This is a genomic window from Nitrosospira sp. Nsp18 (assembly GCF_900103145.1).
Lineage (GTDB): Bacteria > Pseudomonadota > Gammaproteobacteria > Burkholderiales > Nitrosomonadaceae > Nitrosospira.
Genome location: NZ_FMWY01000002.1, coordinates 52,973 through 73,760 on the forward strand (window position 1 = coordinate 52,973; position 20,788 = coordinate 73,760).

Annotated in this window: 20 protein-coding genes and 1 pseudogene; 10 read left to right on the top strand and 11 right to left on the bottom strand. The window is 49.5% G+C overall.

All coding sequences use genetic code 11. The features are described 5' to 3' along the window. The first annotated feature begins 2 nt into the window (after window positions 1-2). Both BLS94_RS01205 and BLS94_RS01210 read left to right on the top strand, forming a co-directional pair. Window positions 3-476, top strand: coding sequence for a putative molybdenum carrier protein (locus BLS94_RS01205; RefSeq protein WP_072766365.1), 474 nt, complete (start codon window positions 3-5; stop codon window positions 474-476). A 186-nt stretch (window positions 477-662) separates the two neighbouring features. Beyond that, window positions 663-1,520: a PA4780 family RIO1-like protein kinase gene (locus tag BLS94_RS01210; protein ID WP_090957412.1), complete on the top strand. Its 858-nt coding sequence runs from the start codon at window positions 663-665 to the stop codon at window positions 1,518-1,520. A gap of 315 nt (window positions 1,521-1,835) precedes the next feature. On the opposite strand, the gene BLS94_RS01215 is transcribed toward BLS94_RS01210, so the two are convergent. Further along, window positions 1,836-2,132: a hypothetical protein gene (locus tag BLS94_RS01215; protein ID WP_090957413.1), complete on the bottom strand. Its 297-nt coding sequence runs from the start codon at window positions 2,130-2,132 to the stop codon at window positions 1,836-1,838. 216 nt (window positions 2,133-2,348) lie between these two features. Between BLS94_RS01215 and BLS94_RS01220 the strand changes: the two genes are divergently transcribed. Together BLS94_RS01220 and BLS94_RS15145 are read left to right on the top strand one after the other, a co-directional pair. Next, window positions 2,349-3,002: a hypothetical protein gene (locus BLS94_RS01220; protein ID WP_090957414.1), complete on the top strand. Its 654-nt coding sequence runs from the start codon at window positions 2,349-2,351 to the stop codon at window positions 3,000-3,002. After that, window positions 3,002-3,592, top strand: a pseudogene (locus BLS94_RS15145) (RES family NAD+ phosphorylase). The gene BLS94_RS01220 and the pseudogene BLS94_RS15145 overlap by 1 nt, the downstream one beginning before the upstream one ends. Before the next feature lies 1 nt (window position 3,593). Here BLS94_RS15145 and BLS94_RS01235 read toward each other — a convergent pair. From BLS94_RS01235 to BLS94_RS01245, 3 genes are read right to left on the bottom strand one after another with little or no spacing between them, the layout of a single operon-like run. Further along, window positions 3,594-5,117 (bottom strand): putative sulfate exporter family transporter, encoded by a 1,524-nt coding sequence (locus tag BLS94_RS01235; RefSeq protein ID WP_256325230.1) that lies wholly within the window; start codon window positions 5,115-5,117, stop codon window positions 3,594-3,596. Window positions 5,118-5,138: 21 nt separating this feature from the next. After that, window positions 5,139-5,417: a DUF5395 domain-containing protein gene (locus tag BLS94_RS01240; protein ID WP_090957417.1), complete on the bottom strand. Its 279-nt coding sequence runs from the start codon at window positions 5,415-5,417 to the stop codon at window positions 5,139-5,141. Window positions 5,418-5,421: 4 nt separating this feature from the next. Further along, complete coding sequence (locus BLS94_RS01245) at window positions 5,422-5,625, bottom strand: hypothetical protein (RefSeq protein WP_090957418.1); 204 nt, start codon at window positions 5,623-5,625, stop codon at window positions 5,422-5,424. Window positions 5,626-6,151: 526 nt separating this feature from the next. On the opposite strand from BLS94_RS01245, the gene BLS94_RS01250 reads away from it, so the two are divergent. Then, the gene (locus tag BLS94_RS01250; protein WP_090957419.1) at window positions 6,152-6,709 is read left to right on the top strand and encodes a hypothetical protein; all 558 of its coding nucleotides are present in this window, start codon (window positions 6,152-6,154) and stop codon (window positions 6,707-6,709) included. 135 nt (window positions 6,710-6,844) lie between these two features. After that, window positions 6,845-7,633 carry a hypothetical protein gene (locus BLS94_RS01255; protein WP_090957420.1) on the top strand — a complete coding sequence of 263 codons (789 nt, stop codon included), beginning with the start codon at window positions 6,845-6,847 and terminating at the stop codon, window positions 7,631-7,633. A 371-nt stretch (window positions 7,634-8,004) separates the two neighbouring features. Here the strand turns inward: BLS94_RS01255 and BLS94_RS01260 are convergent, their stop codons facing one another. The 3 genes from BLS94_RS01260 to BLS94_RS01270 form a co-directional block, all read right to left on the bottom strand. Then, the gene (locus BLS94_RS01260; protein ID WP_256325231.1) at window positions 8,005-8,484 is read right to left on the bottom strand and encodes a methylated-DNA--[protein]-cysteine S-methyltransferase; all 480 of its coding nucleotides are present in this window, start codon (window positions 8,482-8,484) and stop codon (window positions 8,005-8,007) included. A 199-nt stretch (window positions 8,485-8,683) separates the two neighbouring features. Beyond that, window positions 8,684-10,171 carry a tyrosinase family protein gene (locus BLS94_RS01265; protein WP_090957422.1) on the bottom strand — a complete coding sequence of 496 codons (1,488 nt, stop codon included), beginning with the start codon at window positions 10,169-10,171 and terminating at the stop codon, window positions 8,684-8,686. A gap of 1 nt (window position 10,172) precedes the next feature. Continuing rightward, window positions 10,173-10,436 carry a hypothetical protein gene (locus BLS94_RS01270; protein ID WP_090957423.1) on the bottom strand — a complete coding sequence of 88 codons (264 nt, stop codon included), beginning with the start codon at window positions 10,434-10,436 and terminating at the stop codon, window positions 10,173-10,175. A 404-nt stretch (window positions 10,437-10,840) separates the two neighbouring features. Between BLS94_RS01270 and BLS94_RS01280 the strand changes: the two genes are divergently transcribed. Then, the gene (locus BLS94_RS01280; protein WP_090957425.1) at window positions 10,841-11,887 is read left to right on the top strand and encodes an isoaspartyl peptidase/L-asparaginase family protein; all 1,047 of its coding nucleotides are present in this window, start codon (window positions 10,841-10,843) and stop codon (window positions 11,885-11,887) included. A 101-nt stretch (window positions 11,888-11,988) separates the two neighbouring features. Here the strand turns inward: BLS94_RS01280 and BLS94_RS01285 are convergent, their stop codons facing one another. Beyond that, window positions 11,989-13,335: a cytochrome P450 gene (locus BLS94_RS01285; RefSeq protein WP_090957509.1), complete on the bottom strand. Its 1,347-nt coding sequence runs from the start codon at window positions 13,333-13,335 to the stop codon at window positions 11,989-11,991. Window positions 13,336-13,651: 316 nt separating this feature from the next. Here BLS94_RS01285 and BLS94_RS01290 point away from each other — a divergent pair, with 316 nt between their 5' ends. Both BLS94_RS01290 and BLS94_RS01295 read left to right on the top strand, forming a co-directional pair. Then, entirely contained in the window at window positions 13,652-14,335 is a 684-nt protein-coding gene (locus BLS94_RS01290) for a zinc metallopeptidase (RefSeq protein WP_090957426.1), read from the top strand. A gap of 771 nt (window positions 14,336-15,106) precedes the next feature. Continuing rightward, a protein-coding gene (locus BLS94_RS01295) for an IS3 family transposase (protein ID WP_090957427.1) occupies window positions 15,107-16,362 on the top strand; the annotation gives its coding sequence in 2 pieces (ribosomal slippage) (window positions 15,107-15,461 and window positions 15,461-16,362; 1,257 coding nt in all). Window positions 16,363-16,637: 275 nt separating this feature from the next. On the opposite strand, the gene BLS94_RS01305 is transcribed toward BLS94_RS01295, so the two are convergent. Beyond that, window positions 16,638-17,243, bottom strand: a complete 606-nt coding sequence (locus BLS94_RS01305; RefSeq protein WP_090957429.1) for a PEP-CTERM sorting domain-containing protein — start codon at window positions 17,241-17,243, stop codon at window positions 16,638-16,640. Between the two features lie 324 nt (window positions 17,244-17,567). Next, entirely contained in the window at window positions 17,568-17,840 is a 273-nt protein-coding gene (locus BLS94_RS01310) for a transposase (protein ID WP_090957430.1), read from the bottom strand. A 531-nt stretch (window positions 17,841-18,371) separates the two neighbouring features. Between BLS94_RS01310 and BLS94_RS01315 the strand changes: the two genes are divergently transcribed. Then, window positions 18,372-19,184 (top strand): ice-binding family protein, encoded by an 813-nt coding sequence (locus BLS94_RS01315; protein ID WP_218124717.1) that lies wholly within the window; start codon window positions 18,372-18,374, stop codon window positions 19,182-19,184. Window positions 19,185-19,804: 620 nt separating this feature from the next. Here the strand turns inward: BLS94_RS01315 and BLS94_RS01320 are convergent. Further along, entirely contained in the window at window positions 19,805-20,686 is an 882-nt protein-coding gene (locus BLS94_RS01320) for a DDE-type integrase/transposase/recombinase (protein ID WP_090957432.1), read from the bottom strand. Window positions 20,687-20,788: the final 102 nt, after the last annotated feature.

The window sequence follows — 20,788 nt, forward strand, 5'->3', positions numbered from 1 at the left end:
CAGTGATTCAAAGAATCATATCCGGTGGGCAGACGGGCGCCGACCGCGCCGCGCTGGATTGGGCTATAGCGAACAATATCCAACAGGGCGGCTGGTGCCCGGCTGGGCGGCGCGCAGAAGACGGGGTGATCCCCAATTTGTATTGCCTGCACGAAACGCCGCAGCGCGACTACCGGCAGCGTACAAAATGGAACGTGCGCGACAGCGATGCCACGCTGATCATCACGCCAGCGGCGGAACTCACTGGCGGATCACGGTTTACACAGGAATGGGCTCAGAAAATCAGTCGGCCTTGCTTGCATGTTTTTCGCTGCAATGAGTGGCCTGAATGGATCAGGATTTTCTTCGAAACAAACTCGATTGCAATACTGAATGTGGCAGGACCGCGTAGTTCAGGTGCAGCAGGAATTGAATATTTTGTTCATGAAGTGCTGGATGAAATGTTAGCCAAATCATCTAAAAAAACGTTCTTATGACATCGCACCAAAGATGACCATCAAATAATTGGGGGTTTTTATTTCGCATTTGGGATAATAAGGAAATAAGCCGCGGTTTCACTCGTGCCGGCATGAGACGTGGAAGAAATGCGGCCTGTCTCTTGTTATAACCTTTGACCCTCGACGCGTACGGTATTACCTTTCTCCAACCGAGCCAGCAGACCTATGAAGACCCCGAACAGAATCAAGCCACTCGTTGAAGAGGGGCTGGTGGACATGGTAGTCCGCCAGCTCATGAGCGGCAAAGAGGCCATCATCTACGTGGTCAAGTGCGGTGGCGATACTCGCTGTGCGAAGGTATATAAGGAAGCGCATCAACGCAGCTTTCGACAAGCCGCTTCCTACAAGGAAGGCCGTAAGGTAAAAAATAGCCGGCAGGCGCGCGCCATGGCGAAAGGTTCGCGGTACGGGCGTAAGATGCAGGAAGAAGTGTGGCAAAACGCCGAGGTCGATGCGCTATATCGTCTTGGCGCCGCCGGGGTGCGGGTGCCACAACCTTATGGCTGTTTCGAAGGCGTGCTGCTAATGGAACTGGTGATGGATGCGGAGGGCAATGCAGCGCCCCGGCTCCACGATGTGGAGCTCAATGAAGAGCTGGCGCTGGACTATTATGCAAAACTGCTTCACCAGGTTGTCCTCATGCTGTGCGCGGGGGTCATTCATGGTGACCTGTCTGAATATAATATCCTGGTCGACAGCGGCGGACTCGTCATTATCGATTTGCCTCAGGCTGTCGACGCGGCAGGTAACAATAACGCCAGCGCGATGCTCGAGCGTGACGTCGCCAACCTGACGACATTTTTTAGCACCTTTGCGCCCCAGCTTGCCACTACCCAGTACGGCAAGGAAATCTGGGCCCTGTATCAGTCCGGGTTGCTTCGCCCTGATACGCCCCTCACTGGCCGTATAGAGGTTGATAACCGGCAGGCAGACGTTCGCGATGTCTTGCGAGAGATCGAGCAGGTAAAAAAAGAAGAGGAGACGCGGCTTCGGTTTCTGCAAGAGAGGGCAATGTTGAAATAGTGCTACCTTCCCTCGATTTTCTTCTCCCACGAGGTGTGGCTCACGCTACCAAACTGATCAGCAGGAACCGCATCGGGAATTTGAGCCGAACGTCGCCCAGGCGGGTTTAAATAGCTTCAAGAACGAGCTTTGGCGTTATCCCGACAATCCCATTACGGCTTATCGAGCAAGCCATCGGCACTCCTTCAGCCTGTCCTGGAAGGCGAGATCGGTGTAATGACTAACCCCGTCTCGCCTGATGGGTTACGCTCGCCCCCGAAGGTTCCCGGTTGCGATTCCCGATCTTAAAAACTCATCAAGAAACCGTAGACACTATTATTTCTTATATGGCTTCTTGTCCATTACTTCCTGATCCCTGTATTCGTATTTCTCTCCCGGCGATAAATCCTTGGGAAACTGTTCTTTCATGACCTCAGAGGTCGAGCTTGGCTGCTTCCCATACTTGTCTCCATCCTTCTTATCTTGAGAAGATTTTGTATCTTGAGAAGATTTTGTATCTTGATAAGATTTTGTGTCCTTGTTCTTGTCGGATCCATCCGATCCAGCGACTGCGCTGAAGCTGCAAACAGCCGTGAAGGCGGTGAGAATAACGGTTGATATAAGTTTTTTCATTTCAATCTCCCAAGAGGTAGTTGTGGTAGTCGATAAAAGTATGAGCTTCAACATGCTTCTGTAGAAACGATACACACACCCCTGGGTGTTATCGGTACGCTACCGCACGATAGGGGATTGTGGCGGCACAATTGCCAAGAGCAATTGAAAACGCTTGACGAACTTGACGAACTTGATCAGCGGTGTAAACTTGTACGTCGTCAGGAGGAAATCAACATGCCAACCAAAACCATGCAACAAGGACAGGAAAGTCTCGATGAGATAGTGAATGATTTGTTTCCGAAAGAAGCGACCAAATTCTCGCGCGCGTTGAATGATCACATGGTTAACCTGGTCAATGAAATAGTTCAGGAGGTCGTGGCTGACACGCTTCAACGTACAGGAGCCGCCACTACCGAAAAGTTTTCGTTACCCAGTCGGGAGACACATACGTCGGAGCCCGGCACAACGATTGACTGGACAACACTCCGGCCCGTAGGTGGAGGTATTGCTACTGCCGAAAGGGAAGGCAGTCGTTTCAAGCAGGAAACCTGGTCCAGCGATGAAATGCTGACGTCTGATGAAGCAGCGAGCCGGATGAGCATGAGCCGTGAAGCCCTTAACAACCGCCGGAAATCAGGGCGGGCTTTAGCGCTTGAGGCGGGGAAGCGCGGCTATCGGTATCCTTCGTGGCAGTTTGAAGATGCGCTTGTCCCGGTCATGCCCGATGTCTTGAAAGCACTGTCCTCTTTTGATCCCTGGGCGCAATATCTGTTTTTCAAGCAACCGGAGCCTTTGCTGAAAGGTGAAGCACCGTTGAATTTGCTTCGCGAAGGAAAGCTGGACGAGGTGACGCGAGTGGCTCGCCTTTTGGCGGCGGAAGCGGATTGATGAAGGGCCTGCCAGCTTCTTTTCCTGCCACATTGCCGCTACACACTTTTACAGAGGCGGCTTTTTTTCGAATCTGTAAAACCTTGTATTCGAGCAGCGAACCTGGTTTTCGTGCGGCAGGTACTTATCGTTTTGATTCGCCTGATCAAAGCTTCGGCACCCTTTACTGTGCCCGCAACTTTAAAACCTGTTTTTTTGAGACGATTGTTCGCGACCGTCCCGATCTAAAGATCCCCTCCGCTGACTACAACAACTGATCGGCGGTACAGTTGCTACTGGACACCCTCAAGTTAAGGCTCGTTGCCATTCATGGTGACGGGGCTCAAACACTTCGGCTTAACCTGGCAGAGCTTGCGGGCGGCGATTACACCTACCCGCAGGCGTTAGCGAAAGCAATCCATGACCACGCGAGTGAGCCGCATGGAATGGTATACCGTTCGCGTTTCGATGATGATGCTTTGGCGATGGTATTATTTGAGCGCGCCAAACCGCATGTCCGGATATTCCCAAGCAGTACGCCGGTTGCATTATTAAATGCGAAGGAACTTGGTGATGCAATTCGCAACACCGTTCCTTTCATTCTTATCTGACCTATTCTTGCGTCAGCCAACCAGTCACTTGAAAAAAAATGGCGATAGATCCCACTCTCTGCAGCATTGTTAAAGAGTAGGCGGCATCATGCCGCGATGAAATATCCAGGCAACGCCATAAGCAATCGGCGCAATGATCCCGAACAAGGCAATTGCATAAAGGAGTGCCAGTTTGCCCATTCCCCTGAGTTTGCTGAAATCGGTTATGACACCAATGCTGAGGAAAGTCAGCATGAACATCATGGTACGCATGGACCCTTCCACCGGGGGTCGCAGCTTCATGCAAAGTTTTGGCAATTTCCGGCCCGCTGGAAGCAATGGCGATATATGAAAACCACATCAGAAGGTAGCCCAATACGAATTTAGGAAATCGGTGCCAGATTTCCATGAGTCCGATTTTGGATTGCCCAGGTTGACGCTCCACCTTGTATACCCATACAAGCGCCGATACAAAAGCCCAAACGCCAACAAACATATCGATCCAGATTTTAGTGGTCAGCGAAGCCATTAAAATCCAGCCTTCCTTCCATCTCACACCCAGATTAGCCTCGGCGTTTGCCCGCATTAATTCATCGAGCATCGCTCCGGCGGCTGCATCCGCGCCGTCGGTTTTGACCGTCAACCCCAGAGCAGAACCATTAACGATCGGCTGGTTCGGGGCTATTGCGGTATAAAAACCGGGCAGTATGATGAGCTCGAACATGGCGAAGATCACCACCAGTATCGAGACGACGACTGGAATGACCGGGCGGGCGCGAATGGCACCGGCGGTGGCAATGGCGGCCGATACGCCGCAAATGGAAATGCCGGAAGCGAGTACGGCCGAAGCATCGCGTGATAGATGGAACACCCTGCGACCGAGAGCATACACAATGGGCCAGAACAACATGTATGCAACAAAGGTTGCGGCAACACCGGTCATGACCAACTCGGTAATGAAACCGGCCGCCTCGATGGACATGACACCAATTTTTATACCCAGGAACACGATTGCTGTTTTGATAAACCATTCCGGTTTCGCTGCTTCACTGAGAAACCCGGCAGTGCCCTTAAAAAAATTTCCGATAATCAGCCCAATCAAGAGGGCCAGCAGGTAAGAGAATCCACCTCCAAGCGACAATCCCCAGGATAAGCCAAATTTGGCGAACTCATTAACAGACACCTTGAAATGTGCTTCCTGTCCAATGATCCATATTATCCAGGTCATTACAAAAAGCACGGTCCATCCCGCCAGGAACCGTTTTAGATCGAATTTCATCGCCCATGCCGCCACACAAGTCAGCGTGGTAAATACCAGATAGGTTACCAGCCATGAAAGTGTCGGATGCCAGCCCAGCTTGCCGCTGGGTTTCAATACACCCTCAAGAGAAAATTCTCCCCATACCCAGGTGTTGGGTTTCGCCATCCAGCCGGTTAGATCCAATCCCCAGAGCGAACTGACGCTTGCGAGGAACATGGTGAGCCCCAGCCAGACCGCCCACCAGTCTTCTGTTCTCGCCATGCCGGAATACCACTTTCTGTTCATTTCACTTATTTCCTGCTCCGATTATTGCGCTGCCGATATCGGTGATTTCAAATCCAACCGGATGTAGCGGTTGAAGTAATGAGAGGCGTACTGCCGTATCCAGGTCGGGATACAGTTATAGTCAAACATCATGAATACGGTAACGTGACTATTCTCGGGGAATAATTGCCTATCCAGCAGGCATCTGGTCATTTCCTGGTCCAGTTCGAGCAAGGTCTCGCCACAAGCTTCGAAACTTTGGTGGTATGCGATCCAGTTGATGCCATCATGCACCAACCGGACCTCCAGATCGGCTTTCATTCGTTTATGCGGGGAGCAGGAACAGATCTACTAGAACACCCAGGATTACGAGTCCCGCGATACCGATGCCTATGCTCCACAAGCAGAGCTGGGTTTCCCACTTTTCCCAAGGTTCAGGTTCGCCCAGAACAGATTGATTGGATAATAAGTTGCCGACATTTTCAAAGGAATGATCGACCATCTCATTTTTTTTATCATTTTTTGTCATGATGTTTCTTTCTCTATAAGGTCCTTTTTATTTTAACGCAGGACAAGAAGAATGCCGATAGCGTCAGCACAGAGGCTAACTATGGTATCGGCCCCAGCAGAAGGCGAAAGAGAAGCATGTATGAGGTGGATACCAACAAGCTCGCGTGACGGGCGGAGTATAAAATGTCAGACAAGCCTGACCCTATAGATTTTTGTCAAACAAGCGCATTATCTTATGATCAATGGAGTCTGAGCTGACCCTGTAGATTTTGACCCTGTAGATTTTAGATTTTTGATTTATGCAGTTGGCGGATACGGTAGGGAAGCGTAGCGACAAATCCGAACAACGTGGTGACAGGAGGGGAGATTCATTGCGGGTCTGGACATCAACCTCAGCAAAAATAGAAGCCTGAGCCACGGTGTGATGGCGGCGGCTTTCGCGAGGTTTGAAAGGTTAAACTCAAAATTTGCCTATTCTTATTCTTGACTTATATCTCATTCTTATATTATTCTTATCCTTTCTTAATTAAGAAAGGAAGTATGTCATGGAATTCATTGAAATTGATGATGATGTGTTTGCGCATTTGCAAAAATATGCCCGACCATTTGTTGATACACCGAATTCAACCCTTCGTCGTCTGCTTGATATTGATCATGAAATTAATATAGTAAATCAAAAAAATCTTGATGCTGAATTAGAAGAATCCACAGCCCAAAATTCCGAGAGCAGCGGAACTATACCTTTGAGCCGATGGCCTTTTAAAGAATTGAAAGCTCACGAGCTCGCAGGCAATGCGCGATCCAAAGCTCCAAAGTCCGACTTGGCTCTATTGATTAAAGAGAATTTTCTACAAAACGGGCAGAATTTGTACCTCATTGACTATCAGGGAAATCGGGTGCAGAAATTTTCTGCAATTATTTCTGAGAATAATCTGGTCTATAACGGTCAGCGATACTCTATGAGCAATCTTGCTCAAGAGTTACTTCTCCAGCTAGGTTTCAGGAGTAATTCCGTTCGTGGCCCCGCGCATTGGGTGACCGACGAAGGGAGTTCAGTCAAGGATATTTGGCAGAAATATCTTGATCAGAAAGTGAGGAAATGAAATCGCTGGCAACAAAAATGTTTCAAATTTGTACCACGCTTATTTATTGCTCTCTCCACTTTCCAGCATAGCCATTTGCAATCGACCTATACGAAAATAGGAAGGGGGCCACGCTGTTAAAAATATTATTGCTATATGAATATTCGCAAAGACTTTGAATCTGTAGCGCCTTTTCTTCACCGACTAGCTGGAATAGGTGATGTATTTGCCAAGTATAACCTTGAGAATTGGCCACATCTAAGGCATAACGAGGACTTTCGTAAGATCTATACTTTCTCCACCCTATATAGCTGGCAGTTCGATGCGTTATATGCAAAGGGCCGAGACTTTGCGATTTTCGCGGCTGGCTGTCTTAAAGATTTCAACGATGTAGGCCAATTCCCAACGTTGTCTCTCTATGTCGACTCATTTGAAAATACTTGGGGCTATCGAGATGAACTAAAAAACTTTCTCGATGAAACAAAGGAGCTTGCATCTTTCGAAGAAACGCCTTGGGCAGTCAGCCGTATGATTATAATTTTTGATCATCAACTCAGGCTAATGGAAGCGGTAAGAGGAACTGTTGAAATATTAAAGAATACTCATCTATATAAAATCGAAAAAGGAGAGGCTTGCGTGGAAAAAGAGCAAAATATTAGCATTGGCAACATTAATGGTAAGGTAAACATCAATTCAATAGATAGCTCTACGAACATCAAGATTGACTCTTCATCTATATTCCTCAGCCTTCGCAAGGCTATAGCAGATTCAGACATCAAGGATGCAGCAAAAAGCCGATTATTTGAAGGTATTGAGTCTATGGAAAAAGCGAATGGGAGTTGGGCATTTTCAGAAAAATACAAAGACTTTATTCAGCAGTCAGCCAATCATATGGCAATTGTCGCGCCATTTATTCCAGCCCTTACGTCGTTATTAGGCGTTTGACTGGAGCGCGTAAAAATGAAAACAAACCACACTCAGTAAATTGTCTAGCAAATAAATTTCATGGAGATTACGGTTTGTGAATCGATAGAGTAGAGAACAGACTCTCTCCTGCCCTCCCTTATCAAACCGTGCATGCGGTTTTCCCGCACACGGCTCCGATGTTCTTCACGCCAGGACATGCGTTGTTTTCCAGTCCGCCGTTGTCGGAACTTTATATAGCCCAGTACGCATAAAACTTTTGGCTGTGTACGAGTAAAACTGATAGGGTCGGGCTCGCTTGATCCTAAATTGCTCTAACCACCTACTTTAACCGGTGGGGGCATGCGCTACCACCACAGTTCCCCAGCTCGTGGTGTAGCTGGGCGACACATTCAAACTACGGTTTGCAACGTATCACCACTTTCCAAAGTGAGCAGCAGCTTTTTTGTTCCGAGTCCCCCGGCGAATCCTGTGAGATCGCCAGATGTACCTATTACGCGATGACAGGGAGCAATAATTGAGATTGGGTTTTTTCCACTCGCAGCACCAACTGCTCGAACTGCCTTTACGTTGCCAATTTGCATCGCGATTTCGCGGTAACTGCGGGTTTCTCCAAAAGGAATAGTTAGCAGCGCCTCCCAAACCTTTCTTTGAAATTCGGTCCCGACGAAGTCGAGCTCAAGCTCAAAACAGTTTCTTTTCCCTGCGAAATACTCATTCAGCTGCCGTTCCGTCTCTGCCAGAATCGGACTATCTTTTTCTTCGTGCATCGGGCCAAGCCGTACTCGATTAGGTTTATCGTGTTCCCACAAGATTGCGGAGAGCTTTGATCCGTTTGAGACAAGCTTTAATTTACCAATGGGCGAATCCACGATCTTGTATACATATGACATATGCGCCTCTTATGAAGGAAGAAATGCCGTCTACCAGTGCCGTCCCGTCAATTATTTCTCTTATGGAGATGCACTCGGAAGACTTCGATTTCTCCTCGGCTGATGGGCGAACTTCCCCTGCTGCCCGCTGTAAATGCAGAAGGGATGAGCTTTATCCCGGATAATGCGGAATGCGGGATCAGTCTCTAACCGAAATGCTGTAAGAACCCGTGCCGGTTGGGCTGTAGTGCCTGACCTGGGTATAGTAAACGCCAGACGCAAGGTTGACAGCAATCCTTGAATTGGTTCCGGGACCGCTATCATCATCCTGAGTGATGAATGTGGCCGGATTATCGGGACCAAATAATGTAAGGAAGCAGTCGGTGCTGCCAGCGGTCTCGATTGTATGCGTGCCGGGATTCATTACCGTGAATGTATACATATCCCGCTCATTCGCAGCAGAGATCGTTCCCTGCACTGCCGGACCGTTTACCTGAATGGTTGGGATATCAGGTTGCGATGCCGATCCGCTTACCGAGATACTATAGCTCCCGACTGATGAGCCGCTGTAGTGCCGCACCCGTACATAATAAGTACCCGCCGACAAATTTCTTTCAATCCGCGAATTCGCGCCTGGTCCGCTGTCGTCATCCTCAGTAATGATCGCCGCCATGTCGTTGGGACCATACAGGCCGGTCACCACGTCGGTTGGACCCTGAGTCTCAATGACATGACTTCCAGGCGTAGTCACGACGAAACTATATATATCAATTTCTCCTGCCTGCCCTATCGAGGCCGAGGTAGCCGGCGCGCCAACGGTAAGGGGCACGACCTCTGGAGACACCACCCCCTCATCGTCATAGGTATAGCCGAGCGCATGATGATCGAGAACGCTTAGCGGCGTAGGCGGTGACGCCTCATTGTCCCATGGCGGCATCGGATCGTCCCGGCCGTGACCCGACACTACATTGGGGGTACCGCTGGGCGGCAAATAAATTGCCGCAGGATTTTCCCTTTGCCATTCCGCCCATAGCCGATCGATATTGCAATGGTGCAGCCAGAACACGGGGTCATTGGGAGATGCCATCGCCATCATCGACCCGCCAACCCACATGTGCCCCGGATTGTGAATGACCGATTCCAATCGATTACGAAAGCTTGTGTTAGTGCTGCTATTGGAGTTCCAGGGTGCGGAATCATACGGAACCACATTCAGGGTGGCACTGACACCCTGTTGAGTCGGCAGCGACCCCATTGCGCCAAAAGCGCGCGTAAGAAAAGTGGTTGTATCGCCGGGATCACGGACCGTAAGAGTCCATTCTCCGGTCGAAAATGCAAAGGGCCCTGTGGTAACCTGCCGGCTGGCACCTGTTCCATTGCCGCCCATGAGATCCGAGGCCCAAAGCGAGGCTCCCGCCGTCCTGTCGACTGTCCAGTCCCAATAGGGTATGGAAACACTTGAATCGATCTGCTGGAGAGCAAGCTCGAATCGTCGAAGATACTCACGGTGCCACGGCAAAAAGGCTGGGCCGCGGTGCGCAGGATCATTGGGGCTGGCCATGAAGGCGGCGCGATGTTGAGCAACGAACATATCGTAGTCGCCGTTTGCCTTCAGCGCTTTTACCGCAGCGACGAATGCCGCTTTCTCGGCGGCTGTCAGGCTGGACTGATTTTTTCGGATCCCCATGTTATTCCCCCGTTTCCCTGTAGTCGATAATCTTCTTGGCTAAGTCGACTGGCGAAGGTTGGGGGTCGAAGGCAAAGCCGGATGCAATATATTTCCCACCTGCATCGCGCACCGTGAAGATTCGCTCCCCATCGATGTATAGTTCAGTCCCCTCGGCGCCCGCTTCGTCTTCTCTAATCCCTGCCGTAGCTCTCGCGGTAGAAGCCTCCGCTCCGGTTCGAAGGATAATCTCCCGGCCCTTATAGGTTTCACGTTGCTCCGCCATTTTCCCCCCTCGCAAATATGAGTTCCAGATCAGATCAAAAACCGAATAGGTCACGTGAGCTGATTATTTTTAATATAGGTCATCTCGCTGAAAATGCCAGGAAAGCTGATGTGTCGAATTGCACGAGATCAAATACAACCGGAAAATATTCCAGGAAATAACGTTGCGTTGCTAAAAGTTACTGAAAAGGAGACCACAATATGGAAAAAAATCTCTTGCGAATATTTTGAAACGATTAAAACGCTATGCCAGATGCCAGGAAGGTCGATCAGCAGCCAGTTCAGGATCGCCCTGCTGTAAGCTCCGACACCGGCGCATCAGCCTGACGACGGTCCTACCCATCTTACAAATCCCCGCGAAGAAACTACGATAGTACCTTTCCTCCACCCTTAAATTTTTAACCCATGGCGATACGAACGAATACGACCAGGGCAGGTGATTCACCGATACGACTGGTGATTCACGGTGGCGCCGGTACTATCACGCGCAGCAAGCTGAAAAAGGAGCTCGAGCAGGCTTATACGCAGGTGCTTTCGCAATCGCTGACTGCTGGCCATGCAGTGCTTGAAGCAGGCGGCAGTAGCATTGATGCCGTGATTGCAGCCATCGTGGTAATGGAAGATTCTCCTTTATTCAATGCCGGCAAGGGCGCGGTGTTCAGTAATGCCGGTCGCATTGAACTGGATGCGTCCATCATGGATGGTTCCACTCGCATGGCAGGTTCTGTTGCCGCCGTTACGACCATACGCAACCCCATCCGCGGTGCGAATGCCGTGATGACGAAAAGCGCGCATGTGATGCTGATGGGTCAGGGCGCCGATGCCTTTGCCGCCGAGATGGGCCTGGAGATTGTTGATCCTTCCTATTTTTACACGCAATTCCGATGGAACCAGTTGCAAAAAGCCATTGCCGAAGAACGCCTGATGCAGGACCATGACGTGGTTCCCGATACACCGCAGCCCCAGATGAACGAAAAGACGGATGAAAAAGTGGATAAAAAGCGTGGAACGGTGGGGGCCGTGGCGCTGGATCGTCACGGCAATCTCGCCGCCGGCACATCGACCGGCGGGATTACCAACAAGCGCTTCGGGCGCGTGGGGGATTCGCCCGTCATTGGCGCCGGAACCTACGCGGACAATCGTTCGGTTGCGGTATCCGCGACTGGCACCGGCGAAATATTCATTCGCACCGTAGCTGCATTCAACACAGCAGCACAGGTACGGTTGCAGCACATTCCAATTATTACGGCGGCGGATTATACCCTGGCGGAAATCGCTGCCCTCGGCGGTGATGGCGGCTTGATCGTGCTGGATGCAAAAGGTAATTATGCAATGCGTTTCAACACCAGGGGCATGTTCCGTGGCACTATCGGCAGCGACGGCATCGCGCAAGTGGGCATGTTCGCCGACGACGATAGAGCATCCACATCCAACTCATACGGTACTCGATAAAACAGAGCCGCCTGGGGTCAGCCCAAAGGCAATTTCCCCAACACTTCCAGACAGCTTTTGTGGATTTTGTGGATAACAGAACCAAGAACTGAAGATTGATTTTATCGCCACTTCACCCGGACTGGAATTCCACCTTTGGGGCGCAGGGTTACCGCCATCTCAATCTCGACTTCGTCCGTGTCAAGCAACTGTAAATCACAATGCTGAACTATCATGCTGAGCAAAAGCTGGCTTTCCAGTAATGCAAAATGACTACCGATGCAGATGCGTTCACCTGTCCCGAAAGGCATAAACGAAAACCTGCGATTTTCGGGTATTAAAAATCGTTCAGGATCGAACTTCTCTGGTTGCGGCCAAAAATCAGCATGATGATGAAGATTGAAAATGCTGAATATCGCAAGTCTGCCAGCCCTTAGAAAATAGCCATCAACCTCGGTATCCCTATTGACTCTACGCAGCATAATGCCAGCAGGTGGACGGAAGCGTATCGATTCATTGAGTACGGCTTTAGTATAAAGAAGCTGCTGCAGATCTGCCGCGTCCGGTATTTTTCCTTGCGGCAGACCGTCAAGTTCCTGGCGCAGCTTAGCGAGTACGTCTGGATGCCGGGCCAGCAAATATAAGGTCCAGCTCAACAAATTCGCGGTAGTTTCATGGCCTGCACCAAAAATGGTGATGACTTCATCCCGAAGTTGCCTGTCAGTCATCTTTTCACCAGTGTTGTCATCGCTTACTTTTAGCAGCATATCCAGCAAGTCCTTGTGCGCGGATGGAGTAGCGCGACGCTCATTGATGATTCCGTAAATGACGCCATTGATTATTCCCAAAGCCTGTTTGAATTTTTGATTGGCCGGGGTGGGTACATACAACGGGAGCATCAAAGGATTCACGATAGTTTTAGCGGCGTACCTGAGCAAGATATCCAGAGATGGCGATATATGTTCTATCTTGTCGAGTACGCTGGTACTGAACATGGTCTGGGTGATCCCCTCCAGCGTCAACTGTGTCATTTCCCTGGACAGGTTAATCTCCGCACCTTCACCCAGCTTCCGCCATCTATCCAGCATATTGCTGCCAGCAGCGGCGATCTGCGGCAACAGCGTGGTTATATTGCTTCGCTGAAAAACCGGCTGGATCAACCGCCGTTGCCTTTGCCATAAATCGCCCTGGCTTGTTACTAATCCCTGCCCCAAAACCAATTCCAGTCCAGTCGGTTTTCCGTCACCGTGTATTTTTACAAAAACATCGCTTTGCTTGATGAGGGCTTGTTCAAACAGCTTCGGGTGACCGAACAGATAAATTTGGCGGGCAGCTAACCTGAAGCTGACCAGGTCACCGTACTCTCGCTGCCAGTCACAAAGGGCCTGAAACGGATTCGCGATCATCTGGCTTAAATTGCCCAGCAGAAAATTGCCTTTGACCTGTGGAACTGTTTTGTTATGCGGCATCGTCAACATCGGTTAGAAGTTTTCAATCATGAGTTCATCAGCATTTAATTCTGCGCGTGCACGGATCAGATGCAACAAGTCAAACAAAAGCAAACCCACTATATGTTCTTGTCCAGCTTTCGCCAATGGGTCCTGATAGAACGGGGTGTTGCGATCAAACGATCCATCCGCTTGACCATGTTACCGGGATTCAACATGAATTATTTTGAACATCATTGATCAAACGATAGGGTAAGCGCATGATCAACCTGCGCTACCGATAAGCCGTCATTAGACTGTTACCATTAAAGTTGTTTTTTTACTGATACTTCCCGCCATGCTTTATCTGATATTGGTCTGTTTTATCGCTCTCCTGGTTGTCGGGCCTTCCTACTGGGTCAAACATACCATGGAAAAATACAGTGAACCGGCTGATCGCTATTCATTCACGGGAGCACAACTGGCTCGCAAGTTGCTGGATAAGGCCGATTTACAACATATTGCGGTGGAGGCAACCGAATTGGGCGACCACTATGATCCGTTGAAAAAAGTGGTCCGTCTCACACCGGAAAAATTCAACGGCCGCTCACTGACAGCCATAACGGTTGCAGCGCATGAAGTCGGCCATGCGATCCAGCATCAGGATAACTACCCGCCTCTTGCCTTGCGTACCAGGTTGGTGCAATGGGCTGCACCTGCGGAAAAACTGGGTGCCGGAATCCTGATGCTGTCTCCCGTGATTATGGCGCTATTGCGCTCTCCCTCGGCGGGATTGCTATTTCTTGTAGGCGGCATCCTGACACTGGGAAGCGCGACGCTTGTGCACGCACTAACCTTGCCTATGGAATTGAATGCGAGCTTTGCCCGAGCCTTGCCAATTTTGGAGCGAGAACGTTATCTGATCGATGGGGACATGCCGCATGCCCGGCGATTGCTCAGTGCCGCGGCATGGAGTTATGTTGCGGCTTCCCTGATGACACTCCTCAATATGGCGCGTTGGTTGGCGATTCTACGCCGATGATGAAGTTAAAATATGCGGGATGTTGATGTCAGAATGAGCGGTCAATCGAGGAACCCGGATTTTTCTATAGGCGAGTAATAGGGTTGAGCATGCCTGATCGTGGCTGAGATGAAGATTAAAAGATATCGACTTAGTCCAATTATTGCCACTTAAAATTACGTGCTACACTCCGTCGTTATTTTAGAATCAATCGAGCTTGGCCCTATGGATTCTTTTTTGTTGCCTACTTTACGTTAAGCCTTTTCAACCAGACATCCGCTGAAAACTCGAACGATGACTCTTCTGACGCCACCTTGTTTCGGACAAACTGAAGATCAGATTAAAGATTGGATGAGAAGAGAGGTTCAATTGGGAACCGTCGTGGCGGTTAGAAACACTCAAGCAAGGTTTCTTCACTATGCCAAAGCGATAGTCGTTCGGTTGGGTAGAGAGGCCGCTTCGAAGTCAACACTCTCGGCTCAGGTTGTCTCAGCTTAGCTGGACTAACTTTTTACTATTCCAGAAAAAACTGCCGTCACCCCAAAGGTCAAACGCGGCTAGTCATTCCGACGGAAAAAGTTTTGCAGGCTTGCGGAAGCCCAGGCGGTCTTGGGCTTGGTTACTCAGCCACGGGTTTAACATGCTATGCATAACGTGTCTATGTTAACGTGTATCTATGTTATCTATGGTACGCGTATCTACGGCGCGTCTATGGGTCAAACTCGATTGACCTTGATGTATTAGCCCCCAATTGAACCGGACACGGATGCACTGATGATAGGAGATAGGCATATGCCTGACGCTATGCATAGTGCTTCTGGTTTTGATCGTATTGAAGTAGTCACGGGAGTCGAGCGCCGCAGGCGCTGGAGCTTGGGTGAGAAATTAAAGGCCGTTGAGGAAACGCGTTCATCTGGCATGAGTGTCTCGTATGTGGCTCGAAAGTATGGTATTTCTCCGAGCTTGTTATTTCGTTGGAGAAAGCTCATGGCCGAAGGAGGCAAAGAAGCCATACGTAGTGATGATGCGGTAGTGTCTGCGGCAGAGGTACGGGAATTGAAAAAGCGGATTCGGGAGCTGGAACGTGTGCTGGGCAAGAAGACCATGGAGAATGAGATTCTCACGGAAGCGGTGAAGCTTGCCCATGAAAAAAAACTGATCTCGCGCATGCCGTTGCTGCCACAGGACGATTTGCTGTGAAGGCCATTGCAGACACGATGCGTGTGGCGCGCTCCCATCTTGTGGAACAGATGAAGGCAGGAGAGACACCTGCCCGCTGCCGCTATCATAAGACCGATGATGCCTGGCTGCTGCCCTTGATCCGGGAACTTGTGGATGGCCGCATGACTTACGGATACAGAAGGATTTGCGCTCTGCTTAACCGCAAGCTGGAAGGAATGGGGCAGCCTTCGATCAACCATAAGCGGGTCTACCGCATCATGCGTCAGAATGGGCTGCTGCTGACTCGACACACCGGCAAACAGCCCAAGCTGCCTCATGAAGGCAAAGTGATCACCTTGCGTTCTAATTCTCGCTGGTGCTCCAATGGCTTCGAGATTCCCTGCTGGAATGGGCAGGTGGTGCGCGTTGCCTTCGCGCTGGATTGCTGTGATCGCGAAATCATCAGCCATGCTGCTACCACCAGCGGCATTACCGGCGAGATGGTGCGCGACCTGATGGTTGAATCCGTTGAGCGACGCTTCGGGCGGGTTGCCAGGCTTCCTCATGTTGTGGAATGGCTCAGCGACAACGGCAGTTGCTATACCGCCAGAGAAACGGTTGCCTTTGCTCAGGATATGGGATTCGTCAGTTGTTTTACTCCAGTCAGAAGCCCTCAATCCAATGGCATGGCCGAAGCTTTCGTCAAAACCTTCAAGCGGGATTATGTGTATGTGCATGATCGTCCCGATGCAAAAACCGTCATGTCACAGCTTCACCAATGGTTCGAGGATTACAATGAGTACCACCCTCACAAGGGGCTGAAGATGAAGTCGCCAAGACAATTCATCCGCAGCCAATTATTAACCGCATCCTGTCCGGTTTCATAGGGGCAACTCCACTTGAATTGCTCCGATCGCTTATCCCCCGTTGACCGCAGGCTCTATTCGCCTCTTCAATTTCTCTTGGATACTTTGCTTGAACCGATCGTTTCCCAATACCCGAGCCTTGTTGGTTGCCTCTCTGATTGCGTTAATGCTCTCTTCAGAAATCTGGTACTCAAATAGCTGCTTGTATGTATTCCGGCATTCCTCGCCAGTTCGTTCCAAACGTAAGTATTCGGAAATGTGGAGCTAGCTCCAATTATTGTTTAGTACCACCCAATTCAGCTGGTTTTCTTCCTGCGACCCGCCAAGGCACCTATAATACTAAGCCCCGCCAAGAACATGGCATATGTTTCAGGTTCGGGGACAACGGAAGTGTTAGAAGTGTTAGAAAATGAAAAGCTTAGATCGTTAAAGACGCTTGAATTACCCGAGGGATCATAAAGATCCTCGAAACTCACCAATGTTGTATTGGGCTGCCAATTTTCTTCCACCCGTGCATGAAATTGCCCATCCGCGTTTCCAGCCGCCGCTCCTGTAAAAAAATCGTTGCCTGTGTTATTCACATGAATTCGAAAAAATAATTCTGTTCCGGCAGTAAATGATCCAATATTCATGTTGGACCCAACTGGAGAGGCGTGATTGTTGAAAATGAACAGATCATTTGCGGTATTTCCATCGTTTCCAGGATGTCGGCTTCCGTCTAACATGAGATAGAGATCGTTGCTATAGGAGGCTGAGTTTCCCTGATACGTAGCTATGACACTATCGGTTGAGGTGGTGAAAATACCAAATCCTTCAGTACCCGGTTTTGCTATGGGAAACGCATGAACCGAAACCGATAACAAGGATGTAATCGCTACAAGTATTATGCTATGTATACCCATTTCCGATCCTAAGTGAGTTAGGGAGTCTTATCTTAATATAAGCATAAATTTACACAATAGTAATATCGGACTAGTCCTGAAACACGAATTGCCTCAATAAAATGAAATCTACGGGGTCAGACTCGATTGATCTTGAATTGTGTCGACCTCCTATCCCCACCCATGGCCTCAGGCTCTACCCGTTTCTGGTTTTGTTGGGGCACATTTAGCTTTCTAAGCTAAAAGCTATGCGGAATTACGAGAAGAAGCCCGACAGTAGCGTATAGATGACAGATAGCCCCACGCCGAACCGGATGCAAGTCAGCAAATACGCCTCGGTATCAATTAAGGTAGCTTTGTATCGCCCTTCCCACAGCATGCCAGCGCGCCGGTAGCAGTGATTGAAAAATTGGACATAATAACGCCGAGCATTTGCAGGACTTCGCTCAAGCTCTGCTCTTCCTGGGGAGTGACGAGTAAGTGCATGTGGTTGGTCATCAGCACGTAGGCGTGAATGTCACAACCATGCTTTTCACAGGCTAACCGCAGTTTATCAAGATAGAACCGATAATCCGCCTCGGCACAAAAAATTTCAGTCCGATTATTGCCCCGTAAAATTTACGCGCTGCGGTTGGCCGGAAGGATAAATCTCGGTAGCGTGCCATTTCAATCCTCTCGCTCGGGAAAGCACCCTAGACCGCCTCGTAATTTTATAATCAATCGATTCTGACCCTATAAATTCGCTCCTAACAGCATCCGGTTGCGCTCAAAACCGGGCTATCTGCTGCCCGAGGGCTTACGAACGAAAAATGGCAGCAATATCACCTGTCCTGGTGTCTGAAATTACTTGACCACTGGACTTTGGTACATGTCGAAAAGACTTACATCTTCTTCTAAGTTCCTGTATTAACAAATAAGAGTTATCGTTTGGTCAATGGCTTACTTGGCTGGCTCGATTCTTGCTCATCCATTAATATCAGTCTGATTAGGATAGTGCGGTTCTTGCACCTGTACTCTACCTTGGCGTCTGCGCACGTCAGAAGAGTGATTTTTCCGGCAATGGAACGGAAACCCAAGGTGCATAAAGAATAACGTTTAGGAGTGTATGTGATGGAAGCACCAAAATGCTTGTCGATACTGACATTAGCAGTGATAGGAGTGCTTTACGGCACCTCCCCGGCATTGGCGACGCCATTTCTGGGTTCGGCGCAAAATTTCGCGGTACTGGGGGCCTCGACGGTAACCAATACCGGCTCGACCACCCTCTGGGGGGATTTGGGTGTCTACCCAAGTTCTTCGATTACTGGCGTTGGCAGCATCACCCTCACGGGAACGGCACACCAAACTGATGCGGTCGCGCAGCAAGCTCAGATAGATGCCGTCACCGCGTACAATACTCTTGCAGGTCAGGCGGTCACAAGCGACCTAAGTGGGCAGGATTTGGGAGGACTCACGCTCACACCTGGCGTCTATTTCTTTTCGTCGTCTGCTCAATTGACGGGCACGCTCACTCTCAACGCCCTACACGATCCCAATGCATTGTTCGTTTTTAAGATAGGGAGTGCGCTCACCACCGCAAGTAACTCGACTGTCAACGTGCTGAATGGTGGCGCAAATAATGGCGTGTTTTGGCAAGTCGGCAGCTCCGCGACTCTGGGTACCAGCACGCTCTTCGCAGGAAATATTCTCGCGGATCAGAGCATCACCCTGAATACCACCGCAGAGATTCTGTGCGGTAGGGCCATCGCGCTACATGGTGCGGTGACAATGGACACCAACACCATCTCCAACGACTGCACGGGCCAGGGCATAGGCGTCGAGCACAGTGACTACAGCAGCGTCGGTTTCAGCGGTTTTGGCAGGAGCGACGCTGTTGGTCAGACTGTTCCTGAGCCAACCACACTGGCACTGCTGGGATTGGGCTTCTTGGGACTGAGCTTCATCCGTCGTCGTCAAGGTTGAGATTACGCCAACTCTAGAGCTAGAGTTGGCGTGTTATTTTGTTTGGCTACACTTTAACCTTGCCTAATGGAGTTAAATGCGCGTAACACTAGTATAGCGCCCGAAATATTCGGTTTTAATTGATGACGGTTAGCAGCCACACGCGGTCAGGTCTTGCCATTTGCCATAAGCGGCGTGGTGACAGCTTCATCTGATGATATTACTGTTACCGTCAGTTACCGTCGGATTGCAATAGTCGAGTTTGGATGTGTTTGGACAACAAAAAACCCGCAAGCCTTTATTCATACGGGTTTTCTGGATTTCTTTGGACTACTTAGGACACTTCATTGGGGCGGCGTCAATTGAATCTGGCTCTACAATGCCTATGCTTGCTCGATTATTCTAATTCTATAAAGTATAGTTACCGTCAAAGTTACCGCCATACTATCGGCCTTGCCTATGGTAGCTCCGACTTTATCTACGAGAAAATATCAGGCCACCCTGCGTTGTAACCGCGCCATGAGCCAGCAGATTGTCCTCGAACTGATCAATATTAAAATGATCGTGTAACCTAAGTCATCAATATATGCCCTACCATAACCAGCAAGAATATTGTACTTAGTCACATTTCCGGTAGTGGTTCAGTTTGAAATATTCTTTTTGTAAGGCCCCTGCTTCTTCGGCTCTTCGTCTGGAATGATTGCGATAACCTCAGCCATGCTCCAAACGTGATCGGTCAAACCCGCTTCCATTGCAGGCGTAATCCGAGGCGATTTGTGAATCTTGCAAAAATTGTAGAACATAAAATATAGGCTGATGGCGTGCATATGATTTTCCAGCTTCTTACTAAAGACATTTGTCAGGGGTGTGAAGCGACGCATATGCATACTCATGGTTAAATTGTGGCGTTCGACGTGGCTGGTAGGAACATTCTTGATATTCGGGTTGCTAGTTATACGGCGTTTCTCTGTGCCACTGCATTCCAATGAACTATAGCGCCGCTGATGTTCTTCAGTTCGCCCCGCATTGCCATACAGCTTAATCAATTGGGCAAAGTCTACATCCCCTCCAAAAGGATCTTCTCCGGCCTGAATATAAGCTTTATGACCGTCTGTAGCTAATTGGATGCGGCGATCAAGGCGGGAGGCCAAATCATTAATGAAGGCATAGGCTGAATCAGCATCACGAGTCCCAACGTGCCAGCACGGAATCAGCTTTGTATCGGCATCAATAGCAGTCCACGTGTAAACATCCCCGAAACCGAATTGATCTTGCAGCTCTTCTGGTAAGTTCTTCTGTTTCATGCCTACGAAAGACCAAATCTCACCAAATTCAACGCGCTTGCAATTCAGGTTGCGCATTACCGAGTCTTGGTACAAGGCGCATGCTTCACCAGAATCGGCAAGCAGCTTGAGGACGGTGTTCTTGCTAACGCAAGTAATACGCGTGGCGGCATTGATTCCCATTCCTTCAGAAAGCCCGGAAAGGATTTGTGTGCGTTTTTCCGTAGAGAGTTTGTTCATGAGCTTGCCTCAAGCATTTAGTATAGTTTGAATTAAACGACGTCTATTTTATAGTCAAGCATAAATGTCAGTTTGCTTTTTTGGCCCGGTTGAGGTATTTTT

Excerpts from the sequence above, each read along its gene's own strand:
- BLS94_RS01265 (WP_090957422.1), bottom strand. The coding sequence starts at position 10,171 with ATGGGGATCCGAAAAAATCAGTCCAGCCTGACAGCCGCCGAGAAAGCG.
- BLS94_RS01220 (WP_090957414.1), top strand. The coding sequence starts at position 2,349 with ATGCCAACCAAAACCATGCAACAAGGACAGGAAAGTCTCGATGAGATA.
- BLS94_RS01210 (WP_090957412.1), top strand. The coding sequence starts at position 663 with ATGAAGACCCCGAACAGAATCAAGCCACTCGTTGAAGAGGGGCTGGTG.
- BLS94_RS01245 (WP_090957418.1), bottom strand. The coding sequence starts at position 5,625 with ATGACAAAAAATGATAAAAAAAATGAGATGGTCGATCATTCCTTTGAA.
- BLS94_RS01280 (WP_090957425.1), top strand. The coding sequence starts at position 10,841 with ATGGCGATACGAACGAATACGACCAGGGCAGGTGATTCACCGATACGA.
- BLS94_RS01305 (WP_090957429.1), bottom strand. The coding sequence starts at position 17,243 with ATGGGTATACATAGCATAATACTTGTAGCGATTACATCCTTGTTATCG.
- BLS94_RS01235 (WP_256325230.1), bottom strand. The coding sequence starts at position 5,117 with ATGAACAGAAAGTGGTATTCCGGCATGGCGAGAACAGAAGACTGGTGG.
- BLS94_RS01290 (WP_090957426.1), top strand. The coding sequence starts at position 13,652 with ATGCTTTATCTGATATTGGTCTGTTTTATCGCTCTCCTGGTTGTCGGG.
- BLS94_RS01250 (WP_090957419.1), top strand. The coding sequence starts at position 6,152 with ATGGAATTCATTGAAATTGATGATGATGTGTTTGCGCATTTGCAAAAA.
- BLS94_RS01320 (WP_090957432.1), bottom strand. The coding sequence starts at position 20,686 with ATGAACAAACTCTCTACGGAAAAACGCACACAAATCCTTTCCGGGCTT.
- BLS94_RS01255 (WP_090957420.1), top strand. The coding sequence starts at position 6,845 with ATGAATATTCGCAAAGACTTTGAATCTGTAGCGCCTTTTCTTCACCGA.
- BLS94_RS01240 (WP_090957417.1), bottom strand. The coding sequence starts at position 5,417 with ATGAAAGCCGATCTGGAGGTCCGGTTGGTGCATGATGGCATCAACTGG.
- BLS94_RS01270 (WP_090957423.1), bottom strand. The coding sequence starts at position 10,436 with ATGGCGGAGCAACGTGAAACCTATAAGGGCCGGGAGATTATCCTTCGA.
- BLS94_RS01215 (WP_090957413.1), bottom strand. The coding sequence starts at position 2,132 with ATGAAAAAACTTATATCAACCGTTATTCTCACCGCCTTCACGGCTGTT.
- BLS94_RS01285 (WP_090957509.1), bottom strand. The coding sequence starts at position 13,335 with ATGCCGCATAACAAAACAGTTCCACAGGTCAAAGGCAATTTTCTGCTG.